Here is a 24639-nt window from a genome sequence, read left to right as displayed (position 1 = left end):
TCTAGACCTCTAACGGGTGGTCATGCCACGCCCATTCGGCCCGCGACCAGCCACTTCGACGGCAGCTCAAGCCGCAAGCCGTCCGGCTGGAACTCGGTCGTGGCGAGCGGCATGTCGCCCTCCGCCAGCACCGCGAGGCCCGCGTCGGCGAACAGCCGCGGCAGCGCCGCGTCCGTCAGCCGCCCCGGCGCGATTCCGTGTTCGATCACCGGCCGCAGCTTCTCCGGCATGGCCCCGCCGCCTGCCGCCGCGAAGGACTGCATCTTCGCCAGCGCCGTCTCCGCCAGCTCCACCGCGAAGACCCGGCCGCGCCCGCCCAGCAGCTCCGCGATCCCGCCGACCAGCTCCGGCTGCTCGCTCTCGTCACACTGGTGCAGCACCCCGCGCATGTACACGTTCGCGTCGCCCAGCTCGTCGTGCAGCCGCCCCATCGCCGCCCGGTCCGCCGCGTCCCCCTGCTCGTACACCCCGCCCGGGTCCGCGCGCCGCGCGCGCTCCACGGCCGCCGCGGAGAGGTCGATGCCGCGGACCTGGCCGTAGCGGGCGGCGAGGAAGCGGGTCTGGGTGCCGTTGCCGCAGCCGAGGTCGACCAGCGGCAGGCCGGCGTCGAAGTGGTCGTCGAACAGCGGCAGATGGAGCGCGGCGACCGTCTCGGGAGCGGCGTCCCAGAAGACCTCACTCGGCCCCTCGGGGGCGTCCTCCCAATACCCTTCCCATGCCTTGAGGCTGGACATATTCATGGGGCACCTCCCGATGGCCTGACCAAGCCATTGCTATCGCCAAGGCAGGGTCTCGGCAAGGGCGCGACGCAAACCTGCGTACGCCCCTCACCAAACGCTCACCGAGACCGAGCCGCGCACACGCTCACCGCCGCCGCGGCACCGCCTGCTCGAACCACACCGACTTCCCGGCCGCCAGCCGGCTCGCGCCCCACTCCCGCGCCAGCCTGCTCACGATCCGCATGCCGCGCCCGAACTCGTCCTCCACCCCGGCATCCAGCAGCACCGGCATCGCCGGCTCGTCGTCCGTCACCTCGCACAGCAGCGCGTCATCGGCCCGCACCAGCCGCAGCCCGAGCTGCGAGCTGGCGCCCGCATGCCGTACGGCATTGGTGACGACCTCGCTGACCAGCAGCTCGGCCGTGTCGGACATCCGGTCGAGGCCCCAGTCGGTGAGCTTGCCGCGCACCAGCCGCCGGGCCAGCAGCACCTCTTCGGCCCGCGGCCCGATCACCCAGTCGGCGACGTCGTCTTCCGGTACGCCGTTCAGCCGCGCCATCAGCAGCGCGACATCGTCCTTGCGCCCGCCGGTGGTGTTGAGGGCGCGAATGATGTCGTCGCAGGCCGCGTCCATCGAGGCCGCCGGGTGCGCCGCCGACTCGCACAGCGCCGCCAGACCGACCCCGATGTCCTCGCCGCGCACCTCCACCAGGCCGTCCGTGCACAGCACGAGCCGGTCGCCGGGGCTGACGTCCACGGTCACCGTCTCGAAGGGCACCCCGCCGACCCCTATCGGCGCCCCGGTCGGCACCTCCAGCAGCTCGCTGCGGCCGTCCTCGGCCCGCACCAGCACCGGCGGAATGTGCCCGGCATTGGCGATCAGCAGCTGCGAGGCGACCGGGTCGTAGACCGCGTACAGGCAGGTGGCGAGGTAGTTCTCGCCGAGCCGCTGCGCCAGGTCGTCGAGGTTGCGCATCAGCTGCGCGGGCGGCAGGTCGAGCGCCGCCATCGTCTGTACGGCCGTACGCAGCTGGCCCATCATCGCCGCGGAGTTGAGGCCGTGGCCCATCACATCGCCGACCACCAGGGCCGTACGCGACCCGGGCAGCTTGATCGTGTCGAACCAGTCGCCGCCGACCCGGCCGAGCCGGGTGCCGGGCAGATAGCGGGTCGCCGTGTCGCAGCCGATCATGCGCGGCTCGACCTGCGGCAGCATGCTGTCCTGGAGCGTCTCGGCGACATTCTCCTGGTGGGTGTACATCCTGGCGTTGTCGAGCACGAGCCCGGCGCGCGCCGCCAGCTCCGCGCCGGTGACGCGGTCCATGTCGTCGTACGCGGGCCGCTCGCCATGCCGCAGCAGGATCATGAAGCCGAGCACCACCTGGCGCGCCTTCAGCGGCACCACCAGCATCGAACGCCCGTTGATCAGCGGGCTGATGTCCCGCTTCTCGAACTGCGCCGCGATCGCATTGCCCATCTGCTCGGTGATCCGGGGCACCAGCACCGGCTCCCCGCTGGTCATGCACTGGAAGAACGGCGTGTGCACCGGGAACGGCATCGACTCGCCGACCGGCACCACGTCGTCCCACCGCCCCGGCTCGTCGTCATGCACGACGGCCACGCGATGCCACATGGTGGTGGCGTCCGGCGCGCCGTCGGGGAAGCCCTCACCCGCGACGACCTGTTCCCGCAGATACGTGCCCGCGACATCGGTGAAGCGCGGCACGACTGCCTCGCTGACCTCCTGGATCGTCTTCGCCAGGTCGAGCGAGGTGCCGATGCGGCCACTGACCTCGTTCAGGAACTCGAGACGCTCGCGCACCGCCACATACTCGAGGTCGGGCTCGTCCGCCGGCGCGGCCGCCACCTCGTGCTCCGGCGCGCCCGCCGGCGGCCGGACGACGACCTGGCGCCGCCGCTCCTTGCGCTCCTCGCGCAGCGACACGCCCCAGTCGGGCGTCACCGGCACCCGCTCCTGCTGGCTGACCTCCAGCACGGGATAGCCGAGCTCCAGGACCTGTGCGGCTATCCGGCCGCTCTCCGCGGGGCTCATCGACGGCAGGATCTCCGGCAGCCGCTTGGCCAGCTCGGCCGAGTCCTCGAACTCCGTATGCAGCGCGAAGCCGGGCCCGATCCGCTCATAGCCGTCATCGCCGTCGACACTGCCCGCGGTCACGGACGCCGCGTCCGCCGCCAGCACGAGCAGCCGCCCGCTGCCGGGACCCACCAGCGGATACGCCCACCAGATCACGTCCCGCGAGCCGCTGCCCGGCTGTGCCGTACGGGCCCGGCCCGCGGTCGGATACGCGGTGGCGGTGGCGGGCGTGAGCCCTAACTCGGGGCCGTACGCGTCATATTCGCTATAGGCGGCCTGCGCGCTATAGGGCGCCTCATGACCGGAGTCGAGCTGCCGGGCCTCCAGCGCGCCGGTGACCGGCATCAGGTCGACCGCAGGGGCGCCGACCGCTTCCTCCCGGTCGTGCCCGAAGAGTCTGCGCGCACCGCTCGACCAATGGGTGACCAGGCCGCGGGCATCCACGACCACCACTCCCAGGGGGATCCTGCCGGGCACTGAGGCCCGGCCGTCCCCGCTCCCGCCTCCATGGACCATGGGGAAGGCTCCCTGCGTCTGCGGCTGTCGTCGTCAACCACGGTACGCCCACGTACGCTCACCCGCTGCTCAACGGCTAATCCTCATGGCCGAGTTGGAGGTCCCGTTCGGTCCGCCCGCCCCCCGTCACATTGAGCACCGTGGCCACGGGCGGATATCCGGCGGCGATCACCGTGTACTCGCCCGCCGAGAGATCGATGAACCGGAACCGGCCGTCGGGCCCGGTGGTGCCGGTGTCGACGACGTTCCCGGCCGCGTCGAGCAGCGTCACCCGGGCGTCCTCCACCGGCCGCCCGCCGTAGGCCCGTACGGTCCCGCGCAGCACCGCGCCGCCCGCCAGCTCGACGTCCTGCCGGGTCTCCCGCGCGGCCTGCACCGACACCGGCATCGCGGCCGGCCGGAAGGCGGGCGCGCTGGCGGCGAGGGTGTACTCCCCGGCGACCAGCTCCCCGATCGCGTACTCGCCGTCCCGCTCGCTGCGGGTGGTGGCGACCACCTCGCCGCGCACGTCGGTGAGGGTGACCGCGGCATCCCGCAGCGGCGTGCCGTCCGCCGTGGTGACCCGCCCCGCGAGCCGCCCGGCGCCGCCGAGCACCACGTCGAGCTCGACCGGCCGGTCCCCCACGGTGACGCTGACCGCCTGCGGCTGGTGCCCGCCGGCGGCGGCGATCAGGACGTACGACCCGGAGCCCGGGGTGGACAGGGCGTACCGCCCGTCGCCCCGGCTGGCGTCCCTGCCGACCTGCCGCCCGGCGCTGTCGATGAGGGTGAGCGCGGCCCGCGGCACGGTGCTGCCGTCGCCGTGCTGCACGGTGCCGCAGACGGGCACGCCGCGGACCGCGGGCACGGGCGCGACCGCCGCCTCGGCGCGGGGCGCGTCCTGGTCGTACGGCAGATCGTCGGCGCGTGCGCCGGGGATGGCGCCGTTGGGGTGGCCCCCTGGGTAGGCGGTGTCGGGCTCGGCGAGGGCGTCGGGGCCGGGAACGTTCTGGGACACCAGGGGTTTCTCCTTCAGCAGGAAGGCGAGCAGGAGCCCGAGGACGAGCACCGGCACGAGGTAGAGGAAGATCCGCGGCATGGCCTCGGCATACGCGCGGATGTAGCCGTCGCGCAGCGGTGCGTCGAGCGCATAGACCGTCTGCGGGGTGATCGAGTCGGGTTCCGGGAGCTTGTCCGTGGGGACGCCCGCGGGGATTTCGCCGACGAGCTTGTCGGCGAGCCGGTCGAAGAAGAGGGTGCCGAAGACGGCGGCGCCGACGGAGCCGCCGATCTGCCGGAAGTAGTTGTGGGCGCTGGTGGCGGCGCCCAGGTCGTGCGGCGGCACCGCGTTCTGCACGGCGAGGATGAGCACCGGCAGCACCAGACCGATGCCGATGCCGAGGATGGCCATCCAGACGCTGTACGTGAACCGGGCGGTGTCGATCTCCAGCCGCGACAGCAGCCACATGCCGACCGCCGACAGCGCGCAGCCGGCGATGGGATAGACCCGGTACCGCCCGGTGCGGGTGATCAACTGCCCCGAGACGATGGACGCGACGACCACGCCGCCCATCATCGGCAGCATCAGCAGCCCCGACTCCATGGCGGTGGCGCCGTCGACCATCTGCAGGAAGGTCGGCAGATAGCTGGCGGCCCCGAAGAGCGCGACGCCGATCACCGCGCCGACGAGGCTGGTGACATTGAAGATCGAGTCCTTGAAGAGCCGCAGCGGGATGATCGCTTCCGGCGCGAACTTTTCCACCACCAGGAAGAGCACGGACGCGAGCAACGCCCCGGCGCCGAGCCCGATGATGACGTCGTCGCCCCACGCGTACTCCACCCCGCCCCACGTGGTGAGCAGCACCAGGCAGGTGGAGGCGCCGGCGAGCAGCAGTGCGCCAAGGATGTCGAGGCGCGGCTTGACGTCGGGCTTCGGCAGCTTCAGTACGGCCTGGACGACCAGGAAGGTGAGGATGCCGAAGGGGACGTTGAAATAGAAGCACCATCGCCACGACGTGTGGTCGGTGAAGAAGCCGCCGAGCAGCGGCCCGGCGACCGACGCGACGCCGAAGGCGGCGCCGATCAGGCCCATGTAGCGGCCGCGTTCGCGCGGCGGGACGATGTCCGCCATGATCGCCTGCACGCCGATCATGAGCCCGCCGCCGCCGATGCCCTGCAGCGCCCGGAAGATGATCAGCTGGTCCATCGTCCGCGACCAGCCGGCCAGCGCGGAGCCGACGACAAAGACGATGATGGCGACCTGGAAGACGACCTTGCGGCCGAAGAGATCGCCGAGCTTTCCGTAGAGCGGCAGCCCGATGGTGGCGGCCAGCAGATACGAGGTGATCGCCCAGGACATCCGGTCCAGGCCGTGCAGCTCGCCGACGATCTTCGGCAGCGCGGTCGCCGTGATCATCTGTTCCAGCGCGGCGAGCACCAGGGCGAGCATCAGGCCGACGAAGACGAGGCGGACCTGGCGCGGGTTGAGCGTTTCGCCTGCGGCGGCGGGCGGGGCGGTCTCGCTGGGGGCGGTGACGGCGTCCGACTCGTCCTTCGCCACTAAGGTCGTCCCGCCCACATCAGCTCCCCATCGTCCGCCTGCGCCTGCACGTTTCTCTCATTCGGGGAGAAGGGCGAGCAAGCTCGGCGAATCGGCGGCTAAAGGGGACGGGAGCGGACCTCAGCAGCCCGCTCCCCGCGCTCATCTGCGCCTTTCATGTCGCGCGCAGCTATACACCGTCTAACGGTGCAACCAGGAAAACCACCCGATTCGGTGAGCGCGCGACAAGGCTGTACGGACTACTTCTCGACCTCCGCAGCGAGCTTCGCGAGCACCGCGCCGTAGATCCGGCCGAGCCCCTTGGGCGCGAAGGTCTTCTCGAAGAAGCCGCCGATGCCGCCCGCGCCCTTCCAGGTGGTGTCCGCGACGACCCGGGACTTGCCCTCCCCGGCCGGGGTGACGGTCCAGGTGGTCACCATCGTGGAGTTGCGGTCGGTCTCGACCAGTTGCCCGGCCGTCGGCTCGGTGACGTCGAGCAGGCAGTCGCGGACCCGCTTGCTGGTGGCCTGCAGCTTCCAGTGCACGACCGTGCCCGCGCCGCTGCCGCCCTCGCGCACCTCGTATTCGCTGAAGTGCTCGGGCAGCAGCTTCTGCCGCGTGGCGCTGTAGTCGGCGAGCGCGGCGAACACCGCCTCGGGCGCGGCGCCGATGACCCGCTCGGTGGTCGCCTCTACCTGTGCCATGTCTCCTGCTTCCTGCCTGTGTCGATTACGCGACGGTCTCCGCGCCCCAGCCAACCACCATCGTGGCGGCGCCCCAAATCCGGGCGGTACGGGCCGGAGGCAGGGCCGCGCCAGGGACTTTGGCCCCGGACCGGCGGGACCAATGGCGGCAGGGTCCGCCCGCAACCGTCACTAAGGTGACGAGCAGGGCTTTTGCGAAGAATCGGAGTCGTCGTCATGAGCAAGTCGAAGTCGGTACGGACGCGCGGGCGGACCAACCTGTGGCGGACCTTCCTCATCGCCACCGTCCTCGTCGCCGTCATCGCGGGCGCGGCCGGCGTCGGCGCCTTCTCCGCCACCCGCTCGGAGGCCGACGACCGCCCCGCCACCAGGACGTACGCGCAGCCGCAGCACGTCGACGGCACCACGGTCACGTACGGAAAGCCCACCGCCAAGCACACCCTGTCCGTCTATCTCGACCCGCGCTGCCCGTACTGCGCCGACGTCGAGAACGCCCTCGGCAAGACGATGACGCGGCAGGCCGACGCGGGCCGCTACAAGATCGAGTACCACTTCGCCACCTTCCTCGACGGCGCCCTCGGCGGGAAGGGCTCCAAGCGCGCGGTGAACGCCCTCGGGGCGGCGGCGAACGAGAGCCCGGCGAAGTTCGCGGCGTACCTCGGCGTGCTGTACGCGAACCACCCGGCCGAGGAGTCCGACGACAAGTTCGGCTCCACCGCCACCCTGCTGGAGCTCGCCGACGAGGTAGCCGGGCTGCGTACCCCCGCCTTCAACAAGGCGGTCAAGGAGCTCACCTACCTGCCGTGGGTCGAGAAGGTCTCGGCCGCCTTCTACGGCAGCGGCGAGACCGGCACGCCGGTGGTGAAGCTCGATGGAAAGCCGGTCGACGTACTCTCCGGAACGGGCGACGCTATGTCGCCGGACGCGTTCACCAAGCTGGTGGGGAGCCGCCTCAAGGACACTCCCCGCCCGTAAGCGAGAGGGGGTCGCCGTGACCGCTACGGCGCACTCGGCCACGCTGGCCATCGACGAGGAGCTGCGCGCCCGCCGGGCCGCGGGCGAGAAGGTGCTCCACCTGGGCTTCGGCGAGGCCGGGCTGCCGGTGCCGGAGAAGGTGGCGGCGGTGCTTGCGGGGGCGGCCGACCGTAATGGCTACGGCCCGGTGGCCGGGTCCGCCGAGGCGCGGGCGGCAGCGGCGGGCTTCTTCACGCGCCGGGGGCTTGCCACCGAGCCGGAGCAGATCCTCTTCGCGCCCGGGAGCAAGGCGCTGCTGTATGCGCTGATCCTGGCGCTGCCCGGGGATGTGGTGCTGCCGCGGCCGTCGTGGGTGAGCTATGCGGCGCAGGCGGCGCTGGCCGGGAAGCGCACGATCGGCGTCCCGGTGCCGGCGGAGGCGGGCGGCGTGCCGGATCCTGAGCTGCTGGAGCGGGCGCTCCAAGCCGCGCCCGACGCGGGGGTGCTGGTGCTGACGGTGCCGGACAATCCGACCGGGACGGTGGCGGGCGCGGAGCAGGTGCGGGCGGCGTGCGAGGTGGCCGAGCGGCACGGGCTCGCGGTCATCGCGGACGAGATCTACGCGGAGCTGGTGCACTCCGGCGCCGCGGCGCCGAGCCCGGCGGCGTACCTCCCCTCCCGAACGGTGGTGACCACCGGCCTGAGCAAGTCCATGGCCCTGGGCGGCTGGCGGATCGGCTGCGCGCGGATCCCCGAGGGCGCGTGGGGCGAGCGGCTGCGTACGCAACTGACCGGCGTCGCCAGCGAGATCTGGTCGAGCCTGGCGGCTCCGATGCAGGCGGTGGCGGCCCATGTGATGGCGGAGCCGGCGGAGGTACGGGAGCACATTGCCGCCGCCCGGCGGCTGCACGGTGCGGTGGTACGGGCGGCGCACGCGGAGTTCGTGGGGGCGGGCGTGGAGTGCCGTGCGCCGGCGGCCGGGTTCTATCTGTATCCGGACTTCGAGCCGCTGCGGCCCGCGCTCGCCGCTCAGGGCGTCGACTCGGGTGCGGCGCTGGCGGCGCGGCTGCTGGAGCGGCACGGGGTCGGGGTGCTGCCGGGCGCGGCGTTCGGCGACGCGCCGGAGGCGCTGCGGGTGCGGGTGGCGACCAGCCTGCTGTACGGAGACACGGACGAGCAGCGCTGGGAGGCGCTGCGCGCCGACGACCCCGCCGGACTGCCCTGGATCGCGGCGTCCTTGAGCCACCTGCGGTCGGCGCTGGCGGCGCTCAGAGGTTGAAGACGCGGACGTGCGGGGCGAATTCCCGTATCGCCGTACGCACGATGAGCTCGCAGGCGCCGTCGTTGGTGCCCAGGTCGGCGGCGGTGCGATAGACCGGCGCGTCGGTCAGGGCCTTGAGCTCAGCGGGGCGGGGCGGCCAGGGCACGAGGATGTTCGCCGTGCCGCCGTCCTTCGTCGCCACCGCCAGCTGGACCGGGACCTTCCCCTTGTCCCCGGCCGGCCTGCGGACGGACTTGACGTCGCGCCAAGGGTAGAACGCCGCGTTGCTCGTCTTCATGCCGCTCAGCGTCGAGCGCCGCCGCTCGACGCTGATGCCCCGGTCGTCGAAGGTGGCGGCGGGCCGGCCGCCGAGATCGGGCGCCAGCACGAAGCCGTACAACAACGCGCCCAGGAACAGCACCATGAAGCCCCCGGCCAGCTGGCCCTCCGACATATAGCCCGCCGACACACTCAGGGCCAGCACGAGCACGAGCAGCCGCGCGAAGCGCCAGCCGCCGCTGCCGGGGCGCGGCGCGAAGACCACCGGCGGCGCCGCCACCCGCGTCGCCGGCTCGGTGTCCCGGGCCGGGTCCACGCCCTCGGCTTCGGCCTCGGTCGGCAGCCGCACCGGCGTGACGTCCTCTTCCGCCGCCGGCGGCATCCGGACGAGCCGGGAGTCGGCGATAGGCCCCTCCGGTACGGTCGGCACGGCCCTGGGCGGCAGGTCGCGGACGGTCGGTGTCCTGCCGGTCAGCTCCGACAGGATCGCTCCCGGCGTCGGCCGGTCCTCCGGCTTCTTCGCCAGGCACGCCGACACGAGCGGCCGCAGCCCCGCCGGCGCGGCGCTCACGTCCGCCTCCTCGTGCACCGCCCGGTACATCAGCGCCATGGCGTCGCCATCGCCGAATGGCACGCCGCCCGCCGCGTGTACGAGCACCGCGCCGAGCGCGAAGACGTCGCTCGCCGGGCCGATCCCGCCGCGGTCGGTGATCTGCTCAGGGGCGAGGAAGCCGGGCGTGCCCACCACCACGGTCGTCGTGGTCATCCGGGTCTCGTCCAGGGCGCGGGCGATGCCGAAGTCGACGACGCGGGGGCCGTCGTCGGCCATGATGATGTTCGCCGGCTTCAGGTCGCGGTGGACCAGGCCGCAGGCGTGGATGGCGCGGAGCGCCTCGGCCAGGGCAGCGCCGAGGCCGCGCAGGCCGGCCTCGGCGAAGCTGCCGTCGCGGTGCAGCAGTTGCCCCAGTGAAGGACCCGGGATGAACGCCGTGACCATCCACGGCAGTTCCGCGTCCGGATCCGCGTCCACCACCGGCGCCGTATGAAAGCCGCCGACCTTCCGCGCGGCCGCGATCTCGCTGCGGAAGCGGTCCCGGAAGCGCGGGTCGGCGCCGAGCTCGCGCTTGGCGACCTTGACCGCCACCTGGCGGCCGCCGGGCGAGCGCCCTTTGTAGACCTTGCCCATGCCGCCCTCGCCGAGGACGCCGCTGAGCTCGTACTCGCCGATCCAGCGCGGGTCATCAGGCCCAAGTGCGCGCATCCACCGTCCCCCTGCTCACCGGCTGCTCACCAGCCGCCACCCGGTCGGCGATCAGGGTAGCGCGGGGGGTCGGCGCGGGTTCACTCGTTCGTGGACTCGACGCGAAGGGAACGCTTGTTCTATTCTCGGGCGCAGCAAGAACCAGACCCACCGGAGGTGCATGCGGATGCGCTGGCAGAACCTGAGCCAGGACGAAGCCGATGGCGGCACGGCGGCCGCGCCCGCCCTCTTTGGTACGGACGTGGTGACCCGCACCTTCGACACCCCTGAGTTCAAAGGCATCACCTTCCACGAGGTCCGCGCCCGCTCGATCGTCAATCGCGTGCCGGGCGCCTCCCAGATGCCCTTCGACTGGACGGTGAACCCGTATCGCGGCTGCTCACACGCCTGCGTGTACTGCTTCGCCCGCAAGACCCACAGCTATCTCGACCTCGATACGGGCCAGGGCTTCGACTCGCAGATCGTCGTGAAGGTCAACGCCCCGGACCTCCTCCGCCGCGAGCTCCGCTCGCCGCGCTGGCACGGCGATCACATCGCGATGGGCACGAATGTCGACTGCTACCAGCGGGCGGAGGGCCGTTACGCACTGATGCCCGGCATCCTGGCCGCCCTCCGCGACTACGCGAACCCGTACTCGATCCTCACCAAGGGCACCCTCATCCTCCGCGACCTCCCCCTCCTCCGGCAGTCCGCGGAGGTCACGGAGGTCGGCGTCGCCGTCTCCGTCGGCTTCCTCGACCAGGGGCTGTGGCGCACGGTCGAGCCGGGGACGCCCGCCCCGCAGCGGCGGCTTGATGTCGTCAGGACGCTCACCGACGCGGGGATCCAGTGCGGGGTGCTGATGGCCCCCGTCATCCCCTTCCTGAGCGACAGCCCCGAGCAGCTCGAAGCCACCGTGCAGGCGATCGCCGCGGCGGGGGCCACGTCCGTAACGCCGCTGGTGCTGCATCTGCGGCCGGGGGCGCGGGAGTGGTTCATGAGCTGGCTCGGCGCGCATCATCCGCATCTGGTGCGGCGGTACGAGCGGATGTACGCGTACGGGTCCTACGCGCCCAAGTGGTATCAGCGCCGGATCACCCGGCAGGTGCACGAGTTCGCGGAGGCGGCCGGCATAGGACCCTCCGGGCGGGGCGTCGCGCGGCGCATCCCGGAGCCGGAGCGGCCCGCGGAGGATGCGCCGGGCGCGACCCAACTCACCCTGCTGTGATCAGCTGCCGCTGCCGTAAGGCCGGGTGATGATCTCCAGGTTGTGGCCGCAGGGGTCGGGGAAATAGACGCCGCGACCGCCGTCGTTGTGGTTGATCTCGCCGGACCGCGTGTGGCCCGGGTCCGCCCAGTACTCGATCTTCGCCTCCTGGATGCGCCCGAAGATCTCGTCGAACTCGGCCTCCGTGACGATGAAGCAGTAGTGCTGCTCATTGATGGGGTGATACGGGTCGGCGTCCATGAAGTCCAGCGTCACGCCATTGGCGGTCGCGACCGGCAGGAAGGGCCCGAACTGCGGCCCGACCTCGAGTCCCAGGATCCCGGCGAGAAACTCCGCCGACTCCTTCTTGTCCCGCGCGGCGATGATGGTGTGATTCAAATCAACGGCCATGACCGGACATTAGCCGCGCCGCCCGCACCCGTCACCACCCTGGCCGCCCCCGCCGTTACGCGCTGGAGCTCGACGGGGGCGCCTGGCGCCAGATTCTGGCGAGGGCGTCCGCGGCCGTATCGCGGAGCTCGGGGAAGACGCGCGCCGAGGTGAGCACCGGGATCGCGCGCTCGTCCGCCGCGAGGCCGAGGCCGGCGATGCAGGCATTGGCCACCGGCCAGTGGTGGTCGGGCCCGCGCACCAGCCGCTCCAGCGTGCTGATCAGCGCCGGCACCGACTCCGGCGCCCGCAGCCGGCCGAGCAGCAGGACGGCGTGCCGCGCGTAGGAGGTGCGCAGCGGGTTGGTGGCCAGGGCGGCGGCGGCGCGCGCGGTGCGCGGGTCGCCGAGCTTGGCGAGCGCCTCGGCGGCGGTCGCGCCGCGGGCCGGATCGCGGTAGTTGAGGAGCAGCACGAGCGTCTCGAAGGCGCGCCGGTCGCCGGCCGCGCCCAGCGCGTACGCCGCCACCTCGCGCGCCCACAGCGGCTGCGCGGGCGCGTCCAGATAGCCGGCGAGGGTGTCGCGCGCGGAGGAGTTGACGGCCGCGGCCCGCGCCAGGGAGACGACACGTTCGAAGGCGGCCCATGCGGCATGTCCGTGCAATTCCGCCTGCACCCGACGTGTCAGCGCCGTGAACTCGTCGTCCATACCGCCCCCTTTTAGGTATTACGCACCTCAGGGTAGGGAAAATCAGGGCAGCTGAGAGCCCATGACCGGCCATTTCTTCACCCCAAAGGGTGCCCGGCAGCGTGCCCCGCCTCACACGCGCTCATCTGGGCGGCCCCCTAGCGCATTTGGCTACTGCTGAGTTAACGTCGAAAGCACGGGCGCACCTCACGCCCGTGCGGCTGGTGACGCAGCCGCCAAGCTTGCAGTCGGTTCGGCGACTTTCAATACGGCACGGCCCCGGGACAGGGCCGGTCGCAGCTCTCCACCCCTTCACCCGGCCCCGCCATGGGCGTGTGCGTTGCCATGGCCCGGGTCGGCACCCTCATCAGTCGCCGCGCCCCCGCCGCTGGGGCGAGACTTGCAGCTTGGAGTCCCGCGATGGACCGTAATGTCCCCTTTCCTGTGATCGCCGTGGTCGGCCTCGGCACCATGGGCACAGGTATCGCCGAGGTACTGGCCCGCGCGGGCCGCGAGGTCATCGGCATCGACGTGAGCGAGGCCGCCGCCGCGCAGGCGGTCGGCGCACTGGAGCGCTCGACGGCCCGCGCCGTCGAACGCGAGCGGCTCACCGACGCCGAACGCCGCGACGTGCTCACCCGCTTCCGTACCTACTCCGACATCCAGGCGGCCGCCGACGCCGACCTGGTGATCGAGGTGGTCCCGGAGAGCGAGGAGCTCAAGCGGGAGGTCTTCGCGGCGCTCGACCGGGTGCTGCGCCCGGAGGCGATCGTCGCCACCGGCACCAACGCCCTGTCGGTCACCCGCCTCGCCGCCGACTCCGCCCACCCCGAACGCGTCCTGGGCCTGCACTTCTTCAACCCCGCCCCGGCGATGAAGCTGGTGGAGGTGGTCTCATCGGTCCTGACCGACCCACAGGCGGTGCAGTCGGTGACGGCCCTCGCCCGCGAGCTCGGCAAGGAGCCGGTCGCGGTCGGCGACCGCCCCGGCTTCGTCGCCGACGGCCTGCTCTTCGGCTATCTCAACCAGGCCGCGGCGATGTACGAGTCGAAGTACGCGACCCGCGAGGACATCGACGCGGCGATGCGGCTGGGCTGCGGCCTGCCGATGGGCCCGCTGGCCTTGCTCGACCTGATCGGCGTCGACACGGCCCGCACGGTCCTGGAGGCGATGTACAAGGCCTCCCGCGACCGGCTGCACGCGCCGGCGCCCATCCTGGGCCACCTGAGCGCGGCAGGGCTGACCGGCCGGAAGGCGGGCCGCGGCTTCTACACGTACGAGGCGCCGGGCAGCCCGACGGTCGTCGACGACGCGGAGACGCCGGCGCAGCACTCCGGCGGCGCGCAGGCGCGCGAGGTGCGCAGCGTCGGGATCGCCGGTTCCGGGACGATGGCGAGCGGGATCGCGGAGGTGTTCGCGAAGGGCGGCTACGACGTGGTCCTCGCGGCCCGTTCGCTGGAGAAGGCCGAGTCGGCAAAGGCACGTATCGCCAAGTCACTTCAGCGCTCTGTCGACAAGGGCCGGATGTCCGCCGCGGCCCGCGAGACGGCCCTGGAGCGCATCTCCCCGGTCGGCTCCCTCGACGGCCTCGCGGAGGCCGACCTGGCGGTGGAGGCCGTCGCCGAGGACCTCGCGGTGAAGCAGCAGCTCTTCGCCACCCTCGACAAGATCTGCAAGCCGGGCGCGGTGCTCGCGACCACGACGTCCTCGCTGCCGGTGATCGCCTGCGCCCGGGCGACGAGCCGCCCGCAGGACGTCATCGGCATGCACTTCTTCAACCCGGCCCCGGCGATGAAGCTGGTGGAGATCGTCCGTACGGTCCTCACCGCCGACGACGTCCACGCCACGGTCCGCGAGGTCACGGGCAAGCTGCGCAAACACCCGGTGGACTGCGGCGACCGGGCCGGATTCATCGTGAACGCGCTGCTGTTCCCGTACCTCAACAACGCCGTGAAGATGGTCCAGGAGCACTACGCGACCCCCGACGCGATCGACGCGGCCATGAAGCTGGGCGGCGGCTATCCGATGGGCCCCTTCGAGCTCCTCGACGTCGTCGGCCTGGATGTCTCGCTGGCCATCGAGCGGGTGCTGCACCGCGAATTCCGCGACCCGGGCCTGGCGCCGGCGCCGCTGCTGGAGCACTTGGTGGCGGCCGGGTGCCTGGGCCGTAAGACGGGGCGGGGCTTCCGGGAGTACGCGAAGCGCTGAGGGCGGCTGCGCGCGGCGGGCTGGGGCTGCGTACGGGCAAGGGGCGAGCCGGGGACGGGCCGGGAATGAGCCGGGGACGGGCCGGGGATGAGCCGCGGATGAACCCCGGGCCGGCCCCGCCACCAGGCAATGGAGTACGTTTCCCACCGACCAATGGAGTACGTTCCAGTCATGTCCCAGCCCCAGCCTGCCGCAGACCGGAAGTCACCCGCCACCCGCACCACCGCCGCGGGCCAACGACTGAAGATGCGCCGCGAGCTCGCGGCGGCAGCGATGGAGCTGTTCGCGACAAAGGGGTACGAGGCCACCACGGTCGACGAGATCGCGGCGGCCGCGGGGGTCGCGCGGCGCACCTTCTTCCGCCACTTCCGCTCCAAGGAAGAGGCGATCTTCCCCGACCACGACGACACCCTCGACCGCGTGATCGCGGTCCTCGACGCGGCGCCCCCGCACGAGAACCCCCTCGACACGATCTGCCGCGGCATCAAGGAAGTCATGCGCATGTACGCGGCATCTCCGGCAGTCTCGGTGGAGCGCTACCAGCTGACCCGCGAGGTACCGACTCTGCGGGAGCGCGAGATCGCCTCCGTCTCCCGCTACGAGCGGGTATTCACCCGCTACCTCCTCGGCCACTTCGACGAGGGCGCCCACCGCGACGGCGACGACGACCCGCTGCTCGCGGAGGTCGCGGCGTCGGCAGTCGTCACGGCACACAACCACGTCCTGCGACGCTGGCTGCGAGCGGGTGGGCAGGGCGATGTGGAGGGCCAGCTCGACCATGCCTTCGGGGTGGTGCGAGAGACCTTCGGCGCGGGGATCGGCCGGCGCGGCCGGGTGCCGGGGGCGGGGCCGGACGGGGGGCGGGCGTCGGCGTCCGTACACGCCTCTGACGAGGTCCTTGTGACGGTGGCCCGTACGGATGCCCCGCTGAGCGAGGTCATGCGGACGATCGAGAAGGCGCTGGAGCGCCCTTCGGACTGATCCGCCAGGTGCCGGCCAGGTTGTACGCCGAGTCGTAGATGGTCTCGGTGGTGCCGGGGGCGAGGTCGTAGTGGCGGAGGTTGCCGGCCCAGTAGCGGAGGATCCGGCCGAGCTCTGCTGCGGCGTCGGCTTGGAAGGTGTCGGCGGAGAGGTCTACCTCGAGGATGAATGTCGCGTTGCCCTTTTCCATGCCTTCAAGGATCTCATTGAAGTGCTTTGTGAAGGTTGCGGCAGCGGCGGGCGCCTATCCTGTGCGCGTGCCGGGGCAGATGGAGTGGGTAAGCGGGCTCAACCTTCAAACGAGAGGTGAGGCGACCACCATGCGAGCCATCGATGTCGCCCGTACGGCAGGCATCTCGGCGCAGGCGGTGCGCCATTACGAGGATCTGGGGCTGCTGCCTGCCGTCGAGCGGACGCCGAGCGGATATCGCGCCTTTACTGAGGAGCACGTGCGCGCCGTCGCGGCGGTCCGCGCTCTGGCGGCCGGGCACGGGTGGGCGGTCGCCCGTACGGTGATGCGGGCGGTCCGAGGCGGGGACGTCCCGGCCGCGCTCGCGGCGGTGGACGCCGCGCATGCGGAGCTGCACCAGGAGCGCGAGGCGCTCGCGACGGTGCTTGACGCCTTCACGGCGACCCTGCGCGAGGCGCCACGGACCTCGGTCGCGGACGCCCCTGCCGCGGCGCGGCCGCTGCGGATCGGGGCGGTGGCGGAGGCGGTGGGCGTACGGACGCCGGTGCTGCGGCTCTGGGAGTCGCGGGGGTTGCTACGGCCGGAGCGCGAGCGTGACACCGGCTACCGGGTGTACCCGCCGACGGAGACCCGCATCGCGCATGCGATCGCGCTGCTGCGGCGGGGCGCGTATCCCCTGCCGACGATCGACGCGGTCATCGCCGAGCTCCGCGCTTCCGGCAACCCGGACCGCTTGCGCGAGGCACTGGCCCACAGAGAGCGCGAGTTGACCAGCCGCAGCCGCGAGGCGCTGCGCGCGGCGACGGCGCTGAATGCACACTTGGACGACACCTGACTCGCCCATCCACCATCCACCCGCCCGCATTCCCGAGCCTGGAGGGGGACGATGGACAGGTCGTAAGGGGGCGGGGGCGGGGGCGGGGGGTTTGGCATCGGATGGTGACGGTCGCGTCGCCGTGGTGCGTCGGGGTTCGGTGCAAGAAACGGATGGCTGGCTGCGGAGGAGCGGGGAGGCGGGGGCGCCTTGGCCTGCCGGGCGGCGGCTGAGGGCAGGGGCGCATGCAAGGGGGCTTGGCCTGCGCGGCGGCGTATGGGCTGACACCGGACGGAGTGAGGAGGCAGGACGCTCCTCGGCCTGCCGCGCGGCAGATGGCCTGACTCTGGCGAGTAAGGGGGGCGCACACCCCCTGGATGGGGCGCATGCAGGGTGGGCGCGCGCCCTTTTCCATAGGTACGTGTCGGGGGGAGGCACTCCAGCCAGGAGCACCGAACCGAACCGACCCGACCGCTGCCCACCGACTACCGCGAACCGACCACCACCCAGCAACCCGCCCCACACCCACCAGCCACCGATTCGCCCCCCCAGCTCCCAGTCACCGGCCGACCGCCGACCGCCCACCAACTCACCACACCCCTGCCCCTGCTTCTGCCTGTGCCCGTGCCTGTCCCGCGTCCCCGCCTGTCCCGCGCCCCCGCCCTCCCCGACACACCCCTACGAAAAAGGGCGCACGCAAATCCACCCCACGCCCCCAGCTCAAGGCATGCGCCCCCACTCCCGGTGAGCGAGGCCCTCAGCGATGAGGTTGGCGCCGCAGTCCGGTCATACCGAACGACGAACCTGGGGTGAAGGGAACTGCGAGATGAAACTGACGACCGTCACGAACATCTCTCTCGACGGAGTAACGCAGGGACACCGGCGAATCACCGTCGGGGACTGGAGCGAAGACGGCATGCCGGATGAAGACGGCAACGTTGGCTTCGGACGATTCGGATGGGGCCCGCCGCTGCTCGACGACAAGGCCTCGACGTTCATCAGCCAGGCCTTCCAGCGCGCCGACGCGTTCCTGCTCGGCCGCCGGACCTACGAGATCTTCGCCGGCTCCTGGGGAGCTGATACGGATCCGGGAAACCCCGTCGGCGAGGCGCTGAACCAGCGACCCAAGTACGTCGCCTCGACCACGCTCACATCCCCGCAGTGGCCGAATACGACCGTCCTGTCCGGTGACATCGCGGGCGCCATCGGCAAGCTGAGAGCCGAGCCCGGCGGTGAGCTGCAGGTGTGGGGCAGCGGCACCCTGATCCGGTGGCTGCTCAGCCATCGGATGGTCGACCAAATCGTGCTGCTCACCTATCCCGTGGTCGTCGGCCAGGGCACCAGGCTCTTTCCCGCCGCCGGCCCGGACCTGGGCCTCAAGCTGATCGATGTGCAGTCCACCCCGAAAGGGCTGACGATCCAGACCTACCGCACCACCGGCCGCCCGCAGTACGAGCTCTGAACCAGCACGGGAAATCGTGGCACCGAGTGTCTTGTCAGCTGGCACCGGGTGCCATACGGTGAAGACATCCGGGCGGCCGGCTCGCGGAGCGAGATTGCGAGTCGGCTGTCCCAGCCAGCACACCCGCCGGCTCGCCCGGATTCTCGGTCCCGTCACAGACCGAAGCGAGCGCCATCGCGCTCGAGCGCAAGCAAGGCAACACCACCGAACCGACGGCAGCTGCACCCGACGTCCCTCAAAGCGCCCCGCACGGCTCCACGCCCCGCAGGGCTCCGCTTTCCGCCGGAGGCACACCGTGAACGAGATCCGCGACGCCATCATGGCTCCCGACAGCACCCCCGCCGACTTCGCGGCACTGACCATCCCGGACCACTACCGGGCGGTGACGGTCCACAAGGACGAGGCCGACATGTTCGAGGGGCTGTCCACCAAGGACAAGGACCCCCGCAAGTCGCTCCACGTCGAGGACGTCGCCACCCCGGAACTCGGCCCGGGCGAAGCCCTCGTGGCCGTGATGGCCAGCTCGGTCAACTACAACTCCGTGTGGACGAGCATCTTCGAGCCGCTCTCCACCTTCGGCTTCCTGGAGCGTTACGGCCGGCTCAGCGAGCTCACCAAGCGCCATGACCTCCCGTACCACGTCATCGGCTCCGACCTGGCGGGCGTGGTCCTCCAGACCGGCCCCGGCGTCAACGCCTGGAAGCCCGGCGACGAGGTCGTCGCCCACTGCCTCTCCGTCGAGCTCGAGTCCGCCGACGGCCACAACGACACGATGCTCGACCCCGAGCAGCGCATCTGGGGCTTCGAGACCAACTTCGGCGGCCTCGCCGAGATCGCCCTGGTCAAGTCCAATCAGCTGATGCCCAAGCCGGGCCACCTCAGCTGGGAGGAGGCCGCAGCCCCGGGCCTCGTCAACTCCACCGCGTACCGCCAGCTCGTCTCCCGTAACGGCGCCGGCATGAAGCAGGGCGACAACGTCCTCATCTGGGGCGCGAGCGGTGGACTCGGCTCGTACGCGACCCAGTTCGCACTGGCGGGCGGCGCCACCCCCATCTGCGTCGTCTCCAGCCGGCAGAAGGCCGACATCTGCCGCTCCATGGGCGCCGAGGCGATCATCGACCGCAATGCCGAGGGGTACAAGTTCTGGAAGGACGAGCACAACCAGGACCCCAGGGAGTGGAAGCGCTTCGGCAAGCGCATCCGTGAGTTCACTGGCGGCGAGGACGTCGACATCGTCTTCGAGCACCCGGGCCGCGAGACCTTCGGCGCCTCCGTGTACGTGACCCGCAAGGGCGGCACGATCGTCACCTGCGCCTCCACCTCCGGCTACAAGCACGAGTACGACAACCGCTACCTGTGGATGTCCCTCAAGTCCATCATCGGCTCCCACTTCGCCAACTACCGCGAGGCCTGGGAGGCCAACCGCCTCATCGCCAAGGGCAAGATCCACCCAACCCTCTCGCGCACGTACGCCATGGAGGACACCGGCCAGGCCGCGTACGACGTCCACAAGAACCTCCACCAGGGCAAGGTCGGCGTCCTCTGCCTCGCCCCCGAGGAAGGCCTGGGCGTCCGCGACGAGGAGAAGCGCGCCACGCACATCGACGCCATCAACCGCTTCCGGAACGTGTGATGACAGCCCCCAAAGACCGCCCCTGGCTCATGCGCACCTATGCCGGTCACTCCACCGCAGAGGCCTCCAACGCCCTCTACCGGCGCAACCTCGCCAAGGGCCAGACCGGCCTCTCCATCGCCTTCGACCTCCCCACCCAGACCGGTTACGACCCCGACCACATCCTCGCCCGCGGCGAGGTCGGCCGGGTCGGCGTCCCGGTCTCGCACCTGGGCGATATGCGCAAGCTGCTCGACGGCATCCCGCTGGAGCAGATGAACACCTCGATGACCATCAACGCCACCGCCATGTGGCTGCTGGCGCTCTACCAGGTGGTCGCGGAGGAGCAGGGCGCCGACATCACCAAGCTGTCCGGCACCACCCAGAACGACATCGTGAAGGAGTACCTCTCCCGGGGCACCTACGTCTTCCCCCCGGGCCCCTCCCTCCGCCTCACCACCGACATGATCGCGTACACGGTCGCCCACATCCCCAAGTGGAATCCGATCAACATCTGCAGCTACCACCTGCAGGAGGCGGGAGCGACCCCCGTCCAGGAGATCGCGTACGCCATGTCCACCGCCATCGCCGTCCTCGACGCCGTCCGCGACAGCGGCCAGGTCCCCCAGGACAAGATGGGCGATGTCGTCGCCCGCATCTCCTTCTTCGTGAACGCGGGCGTCCGCTTCGTCGAGGAGATGTGCAAGATGCGGGCCTTCACCCGCATCTGGGACAAGATCACGCGGGAGCGGTACGGGATCGAGAACCCCAAGCACCGCCGCTTCCGTTACGGCGTCCAGGTCAACTCGCTCGGCCTCACCGAGGCCCAGCCGGAGAACAACGTCCAGCGCATCGTCCTCGAAATGCTGGCCGTCACCCTCTCCAAGGACGCCCGCGCGCGTGCCGTGCAGCTCCCCGCCTGGAACGAGGCGCTCGGCCTCCCCCGCCCCTGGGACCAGCAGTGGTCGCTGCGCATCCAGCAGGTCCTCGCCCAGGAGAGCGACCTCCTCGAATACGAGGACCTCTTCGCCGGCTCGCACGTCGTAGAAGCCAAGACCGCCGAGCTCACTGAGGCCGCGCTCGCCGAGATCGAGCACATCCAGGACCTCGGCGGAGCGCTCGCCGCCGTCGAGTCCGGATACCTCAAATCCCAGCTGGTCTCCTCGCACGCCGCCCGCCGCGCCCGAATAGAAGCGGGCGAGGAGAAGATCATCGGCGTCAACAGCTACACCGAGACCGAGCCGAGCCCGCTCACGGCCGACCTGGACACGGCCATCATGACGGTCGATCCCGAGAACGAGGCCCGGGTCGTGGGCGCCATGCACGACTGGCGCCTGCACCGCGACGACGAGCGCGCCCACAAGGCCATCTCCGCGCTCAAGGCCGCCGCGGCCGGCGACGAGAACCTCATGGAGCGCACCCTCGAATGCGCCCGCGCCGGCGTCACCACCGGCGAGTGGGCGTGGGCGCTGCGGGACGTCTTCGGCGAGTTCCGGGCGCCTACCGGCGTCAGCTCGGCGCCCCTCGCCGTAACCGGCGCGGACGGCTCACCGCTCTCCCAGGTCCGCGCCAAAGTATCCCGTACCGCCGCCGACCTGGGCGTCGGAAAGCTCCGCCTCCTGGTCGGCAAGCCCGGCCTCGACGGCCACAGCAACGGCGCCGAGCAGATCGCCGTCCGCGCCCGCGACTGCGGCTTCGAGGTGGTCTACCAGGGCATCCGGCTCACGCCCGAGCAGATCGTGAACGCCGCCATCGCCGAGGACGTGCACTGCGTCGGCCTGTCCATCCTCTCCGGCTCGCACGCCGCGCTGGTGCCTGACGTACTGGAGCGGCTCACGGCGGCCGGCGTGGACGATGTCCCCGTCATCGCCGGCGGCATCATCCCGAGCGCGGACGCCGACGCCCTCAGGGCCGCCGGAGTGGCCGCCGTCTTCACACCCAAGGACTTCGACCTTACGGAGATCATCGGCCGTATCGTCGATGAGATTCGCACCGCTGGAAAGCTCGACCCCCTGGAGGTCCCCGCATGACCGCCCCGTCCCCCGTCAACCGTCTGCGCCCGCGGCGCTCCTGCCTCGCCGTCCCCGGCTCCAACCCGCGCTTTCTGGAGAAGGCGCAGGGGCTGGACGCCGACCAGGTCTTCCTCGACCTGGAGGACGCCTGCGCGCCGCTCGCGAAGCCGGAGGCCCGGCACACCATCGTGAAGTACCTCAACGAGGGTGACTGGACCGGCAAGACCCGGGTGGTGCGGGTCAACGACTGGACCACCGAGTGGACCTACCGCGACGTGGTGACGGTCGTGGAGGGCGCGGGCCCGAATCTCGACTGCATCATGCTGCCGAAGGTGCAGGACGCCCAGCAGGTGGTCGCGCTGGACCTCCTCCTCACCCAGATCGAGAAGACGATGGGCTTCGAGGTCGGCCGCATCGGCATCGAGGCGCAGATCGAGAACGCCCGCGGCCTGAACAACGTCAACGCCATCGCGGAGGCCTCCCCGCGCACCGAGACGATCATCTTCGGCCCGGCCGACTTCATGGCCTCCATCAACATGAAATCCCTGGTCGTCGGCGAGCAGCCGCCCGGCTACGACGCCGACGCGTACCACTACATCCTCATGAAGATCCTGATGGCCGCCCGCGCCAATGACCTGCAGGCGATCGACGGCCCGTACCTGCAGATCAAGAACGTCGACGGCTTCCGCACCGTGGCCGGCCGCGCCGCCGCCCTCGGCTTCGACGGCAAGTGGGTGCTGCACCCGGGGCAGGTCGAGGCGGCCAATGAGGTCTTCTCGCCGTCCCAGGAGGACTACGACCACGCCGAGCTGATCCTGGACGCGTACGAGTACTTCACGTCGGAGGCGGGCGGGAAGAAGGGCTCGGCGATGCTCGGGGACGAGATGATCGACGAGGCCAGCCGCAAGATGGCGCTGGTCGTCTCCGGCAAGGGGCGTGCCGCCGGCATGCATCGGACCACCACCTTCACCCCGCCGGAGGCCTGAGCGCGATGCAGTTCGGACGCACCTATGAGGAGTTCGAGGTCGGGGCGGTCTACAAGCACTGGCCCGGCAAGACGGTCACCGAGTACGACGACCACCTCTTCTGTCTCCTCACCATGAACCACCACCCGCTGCACATGGACGCGAACTACGCGGAGTCGACGACCGACTTCGGCAAGAACGTCGTCGTGGGCAACTACATCTACTCGCTGCTGCTGGGCATGTCGGTGCCGGATGTGTCGGGTAAGGCGATCGCCAACCTGGAGATCGAGAGCCTGAAACACGTGGCGCCGACCTTCCACGGCGACACGCTTTACGGCGAGACGACGGTCCTGGACAAGTGGCCGTCCAAGTCGAAGGACGACCGCGGGATCGTCCATGTCGAGACCAAGGGCTATAAGCAGGACGGGACGCTGGTCTGCGTCTTCAAGCGCAAGGTCATGGTCCCGACGGCCACGTACATCAAGGAGCGCGGCGGCGAACAGCCCGGCCGCCCAGAACTTCAGGAGCGGTGAGTCAGATGGGACGTCTCGCACAGACCGAAGGTCTGACCGACATCCAGCAGGAAATCCTGTCCACCGTCCGGGACTTTGTCGACAAAGAGATCCTCCCGGTGGCTACGGAACTTGAGCACAAGGACGAGTACCCGCAGCAGATAGTCGACGGCCTCAAGGAGCTCGGCCTCTTCGGCCTGATGATCCCGGAGGAGTACGGCGGGCTCGGTGAGTCGCTTCTCACGTACGCGCTCTGCGTCGAGGAGATCGCCCGCGGCTGGATGAGCGTGTCGGGGATCATCAACACGCACTTCATCGTGGCGTACATGATCAAGCAGCACGGCACCCAGGAGCAGAAGGACCACTTCCTGCCCCGGATGGCGACCGGCGAGGTGCGCGGCGCCTTCTCGATGTCCGAGCCGGGGCTCGGCTCGGATGTGTCGGCGATCACCTCCAAGGGCGTCCGTGACGGAGATCACTACGTCCTCAACGGCCAGAAGATGTGGCTCACCAACGGCGGCTCGTCAACCCTCGTCGCCGTGCTCTGCCGCTCGGACGAGGGACAGCCGGCGGACGCCCCCGCACACAAGTCGATGACCACCTTCCTGGTGGAGAAGGAGCCCGGCTTCGGTGAGGTCTTCCCGGGGCTCACCATCCCCGGGAAGATCGACAAGATGGGCTACAAGGGCGTCGACACCACCGAGTTGATCATGGACGGGCTCCGCATTCCGGCCGATCGCGTCTTGGGTGGTGAGACGGGCCGAGGTTTTTACCAAATGATGGACGGCGTCGAGGTCGGCCGGGTGAATGTCGCTGCGCGTGGCTGCGGCGTCGCGCAGCGTGCGTTCGAGCTGGGCATCGACTACGCCCAGCAGCGACACACCTTCGGCAAGCAGATCGCCCAGCACCAGGCCATTCAGTTCCGGCTGGCGGAGATGGCTACCAAGGTGGAGGCCGCCCATGCGATGATGGTGAGAGCAGCACGCAAAAAGGACACCGGGGAACGGAACGACCTCGAAGCAGGCATGGCGAAGTACCTCGCCTCGGAATACTGCAAGGAAGTCGTGGAGGACGCCTTCCGTATCCATGGCGGATACGGGTTCTCCAAGGAGTACGAGATCGAGCGCCTCTACCGGGAGGCGCCCATGCTGCTGATCGGTGAAGGTACCGCCGAGATCCAGAAAATGATCATTGGACGCCGACTACTCGAGGAGTACAAGAGCCAAGGGTGAATGTCTCGTTTGGGGCATCCCGTCCGGGAACCAGGTGACCCCCAGTCACCGTTTTACGGGTGTGGACTACCCACGCGCGCTTG

20 protein-coding genes are annotated in these 24639 nt (G+C 70.6%); 12 read left to right on the top strand and 8 right to left on the bottom strand.

Translation table 11 applies throughout. The annotated features are described in order from the left end of the window. Positions 1-20: 20 nt before the first annotated feature. From ACNNMR_RS37455 to ACNNMR_RS37440, 4 genes are all read right to left on the bottom strand, one after another. Entirely contained in the window at positions 21-734 is a 714-nt protein-coding gene (locus ACNNMR_RS37455) for a methyltransferase domain-containing protein (protein ID WP_419999169.1), read from the bottom strand. 130 nt (positions 735-864) lie between these two features. Then, positions 865-3330, bottom strand: a complete 2466-nt coding sequence (locus tag ACNNMR_RS37450) for a SpoIIE family protein phosphatase (protein ID WP_419999168.1) — start codon at positions 3328-3330, stop codon at positions 865-867. Between the two features lie 76 nt (positions 3331-3406). Beyond that, positions 3407-5887: an MFS transporter gene (locus ACNNMR_RS37445; RefSeq protein WP_419999167.1), complete on the bottom strand. Its 2481-nt coding sequence runs from the start codon at positions 5885-5887 to the stop codon at positions 3407-3409. Positions 5888-6108: 221 nt separating this feature from the next. Then, a complete protein-coding gene (locus ACNNMR_RS37440) occupies positions 6109-6552 on the bottom strand; it encodes an SRPBCC family protein (RefSeq protein ID WP_419999166.1) in 444 nt (147 codons plus the stop codon). 216 nt (positions 6553-6768) lie between these two features. Here ACNNMR_RS37440 and ACNNMR_RS37435 point away from each other — a divergent pair, with 216 nt between their 5' ends. Both ACNNMR_RS37435 and ACNNMR_RS37430 read left to right on the top strand, forming a co-directional pair. Then, entirely contained in the window at positions 6769-7527 is a 759-nt protein-coding gene (locus tag ACNNMR_RS37435; protein WP_419999165.1) for a thioredoxin domain-containing protein, read from the top strand. 16 nt (positions 7528-7543) lie between these two features. Continuing rightward, positions 7544-8785 (top strand): pyridoxal phosphate-dependent aminotransferase, encoded by a 1242-nt coding sequence (locus ACNNMR_RS37430; RefSeq protein ID WP_419999164.1) that lies wholly within the window; start codon positions 7544-7546, stop codon positions 8783-8785. On the opposite strand, the gene ACNNMR_RS37425 is transcribed toward ACNNMR_RS37430, so the two are convergent. Continuing rightward, positions 8775-10307, bottom strand: coding sequence for a protein kinase domain-containing protein (locus tag ACNNMR_RS37425; RefSeq protein WP_419999163.1), 1533 nt, complete (start codon positions 10305-10307; stop codon positions 8775-8777). The genes ACNNMR_RS37430 and ACNNMR_RS37425 overlap by 11 nt on opposite strands. A 166-nt stretch (positions 10308-10473) precedes the next feature. On the opposite strand from ACNNMR_RS37425, the gene ACNNMR_RS37420 reads away from it, so the two are divergent. Beyond that, complete coding sequence (locus ACNNMR_RS37420) at positions 10474-11514, top strand: Rv2578c family radical SAM protein (RefSeq protein WP_419999162.1); 1041 nt, start codon at positions 10474-10476, stop codon at positions 11512-11514. Here the strand turns inward: ACNNMR_RS37420 and ACNNMR_RS37415 are convergent, their stop codons facing one another. Beyond that, the gene (locus tag ACNNMR_RS37415; RefSeq protein WP_419999161.1) at positions 11515-11904 is read right to left on the bottom strand and encodes a VOC family protein; all 390 of its coding nucleotides are present in this window, start codon (positions 11902-11904) and stop codon (positions 11515-11517) included. Positions 11905-11959: 55 nt separating this feature from the next. Beyond that, positions 11960-12589, bottom strand: a complete 630-nt coding sequence (locus ACNNMR_RS37410; protein WP_419999160.1) for a HEAT repeat domain-containing protein — start codon at positions 12587-12589, stop codon at positions 11960-11962. Positions 12590-12988: 399 nt separating this feature from the next. Between ACNNMR_RS37410 and ACNNMR_RS37405 the strand changes: the two genes are divergently transcribed. Then, positions 12989-14776, top strand: coding sequence for a 3-hydroxyacyl-CoA dehydrogenase family protein (locus ACNNMR_RS37405; protein WP_419999159.1), 1788 nt, complete (start codon positions 12989-12991; stop codon positions 14774-14776). 153 nt (positions 14777-14929) lie between these two features. Beyond that, a complete protein-coding gene (locus tag ACNNMR_RS37400; RefSeq protein ID WP_419999158.1) occupies positions 14930-15757 on the top strand; it encodes a TetR family transcriptional regulator in 828 nt (275 codons plus the stop codon). Here ACNNMR_RS37400 and ACNNMR_RS37395 read toward each other — a convergent pair. Then, positions 15714-15947: a hypothetical protein gene (locus ACNNMR_RS37395; protein WP_419999157.1), complete on the bottom strand. Its 234-nt coding sequence runs from the start codon at positions 15945-15947 to the stop codon at positions 15714-15716. The genes ACNNMR_RS37400 and ACNNMR_RS37395 overlap by 44 nt on opposite strands. A gap of 130 nt (positions 15948-16077) precedes the next feature. On the opposite strand from ACNNMR_RS37395, the gene ACNNMR_RS37390 reads away from it, so the two are divergent. The 7 genes from ACNNMR_RS37390 (at position 16078) to ACNNMR_RS37360 (ending at position 24556) form a co-directional block, all read left to right on the top strand. Further along, the gene (locus ACNNMR_RS37390; RefSeq protein WP_419999156.1) at positions 16078-16782 is read left to right on the top strand and encodes a MerR family transcriptional regulator; all 705 of its coding nucleotides are present in this window, start codon (positions 16078-16080) and stop codon (positions 16780-16782) included. A gap of 805 nt (positions 16783-17587) precedes the next feature. Further along, positions 17588-18223, top strand: a complete 636-nt coding sequence (locus tag ACNNMR_RS37385) for a dihydrofolate reductase family protein (protein WP_419999155.1) — start codon at positions 17588-17590, stop codon at positions 18221-18223. 319 nt (positions 18224-18542) lie between these two features. Then, positions 18543-19856, top strand: a complete 1314-nt coding sequence (ccrA, locus tag ACNNMR_RS37380; protein ID WP_420000613.1) for a crotonyl-CoA carboxylase/reductase — start codon at positions 18543-18545, stop codon at positions 19854-19856. Next, positions 19856-21865 (top strand): protein meaA, encoded by a 2010-nt coding sequence (locus tag ACNNMR_RS37375; RefSeq protein ID WP_419999154.1) that lies wholly within the window; start codon positions 19856-19858, stop codon positions 21863-21865. Before ccrA ends, ACNNMR_RS37375 begins: the two co-directional genes overlap by 1 nt. Further along, positions 21862-22833: an HpcH/HpaI aldolase/citrate lyase family protein gene (locus tag ACNNMR_RS37370; RefSeq protein WP_419999153.1), complete on the top strand. Its 972-nt coding sequence runs from the start codon at positions 21862-21864 to the stop codon at positions 22831-22833. Before ACNNMR_RS37375 ends, ACNNMR_RS37370 begins: the two co-directional genes overlap by 4 nt. A 5-nt stretch (positions 22834-22838) precedes the next feature. After that, entirely contained in the window at positions 22839-23345 is a 507-nt protein-coding gene (locus ACNNMR_RS37365; protein WP_419999152.1) for a MaoC family dehydratase, read from the top strand. Between the two features lie 5 nt (positions 23346-23350). After that, the gene (locus tag ACNNMR_RS37360) at positions 23351-24556 is read left to right on the top strand and encodes an acyl-CoA dehydrogenase family protein (RefSeq protein ID WP_419999151.1); all 1206 of its coding nucleotides are present in this window, start codon (positions 23351-23353) and stop codon (positions 24554-24556) included. Positions 24557-24639 lie beyond the last annotated feature (83 nt).

The organism is Streptomyces boninensis (genome assembly GCF_048572725.1).
Classification (GTDB): Bacteria; Actinomycetota; Actinomycetes; order Streptomycetales; family Streptomycetaceae; genus Streptomyces; species Streptomyces boninensis.
Note: the sequence above shows the minus strand (reverse complement) of the source record. Positions and strands in the feature narration are given on the sequence as shown.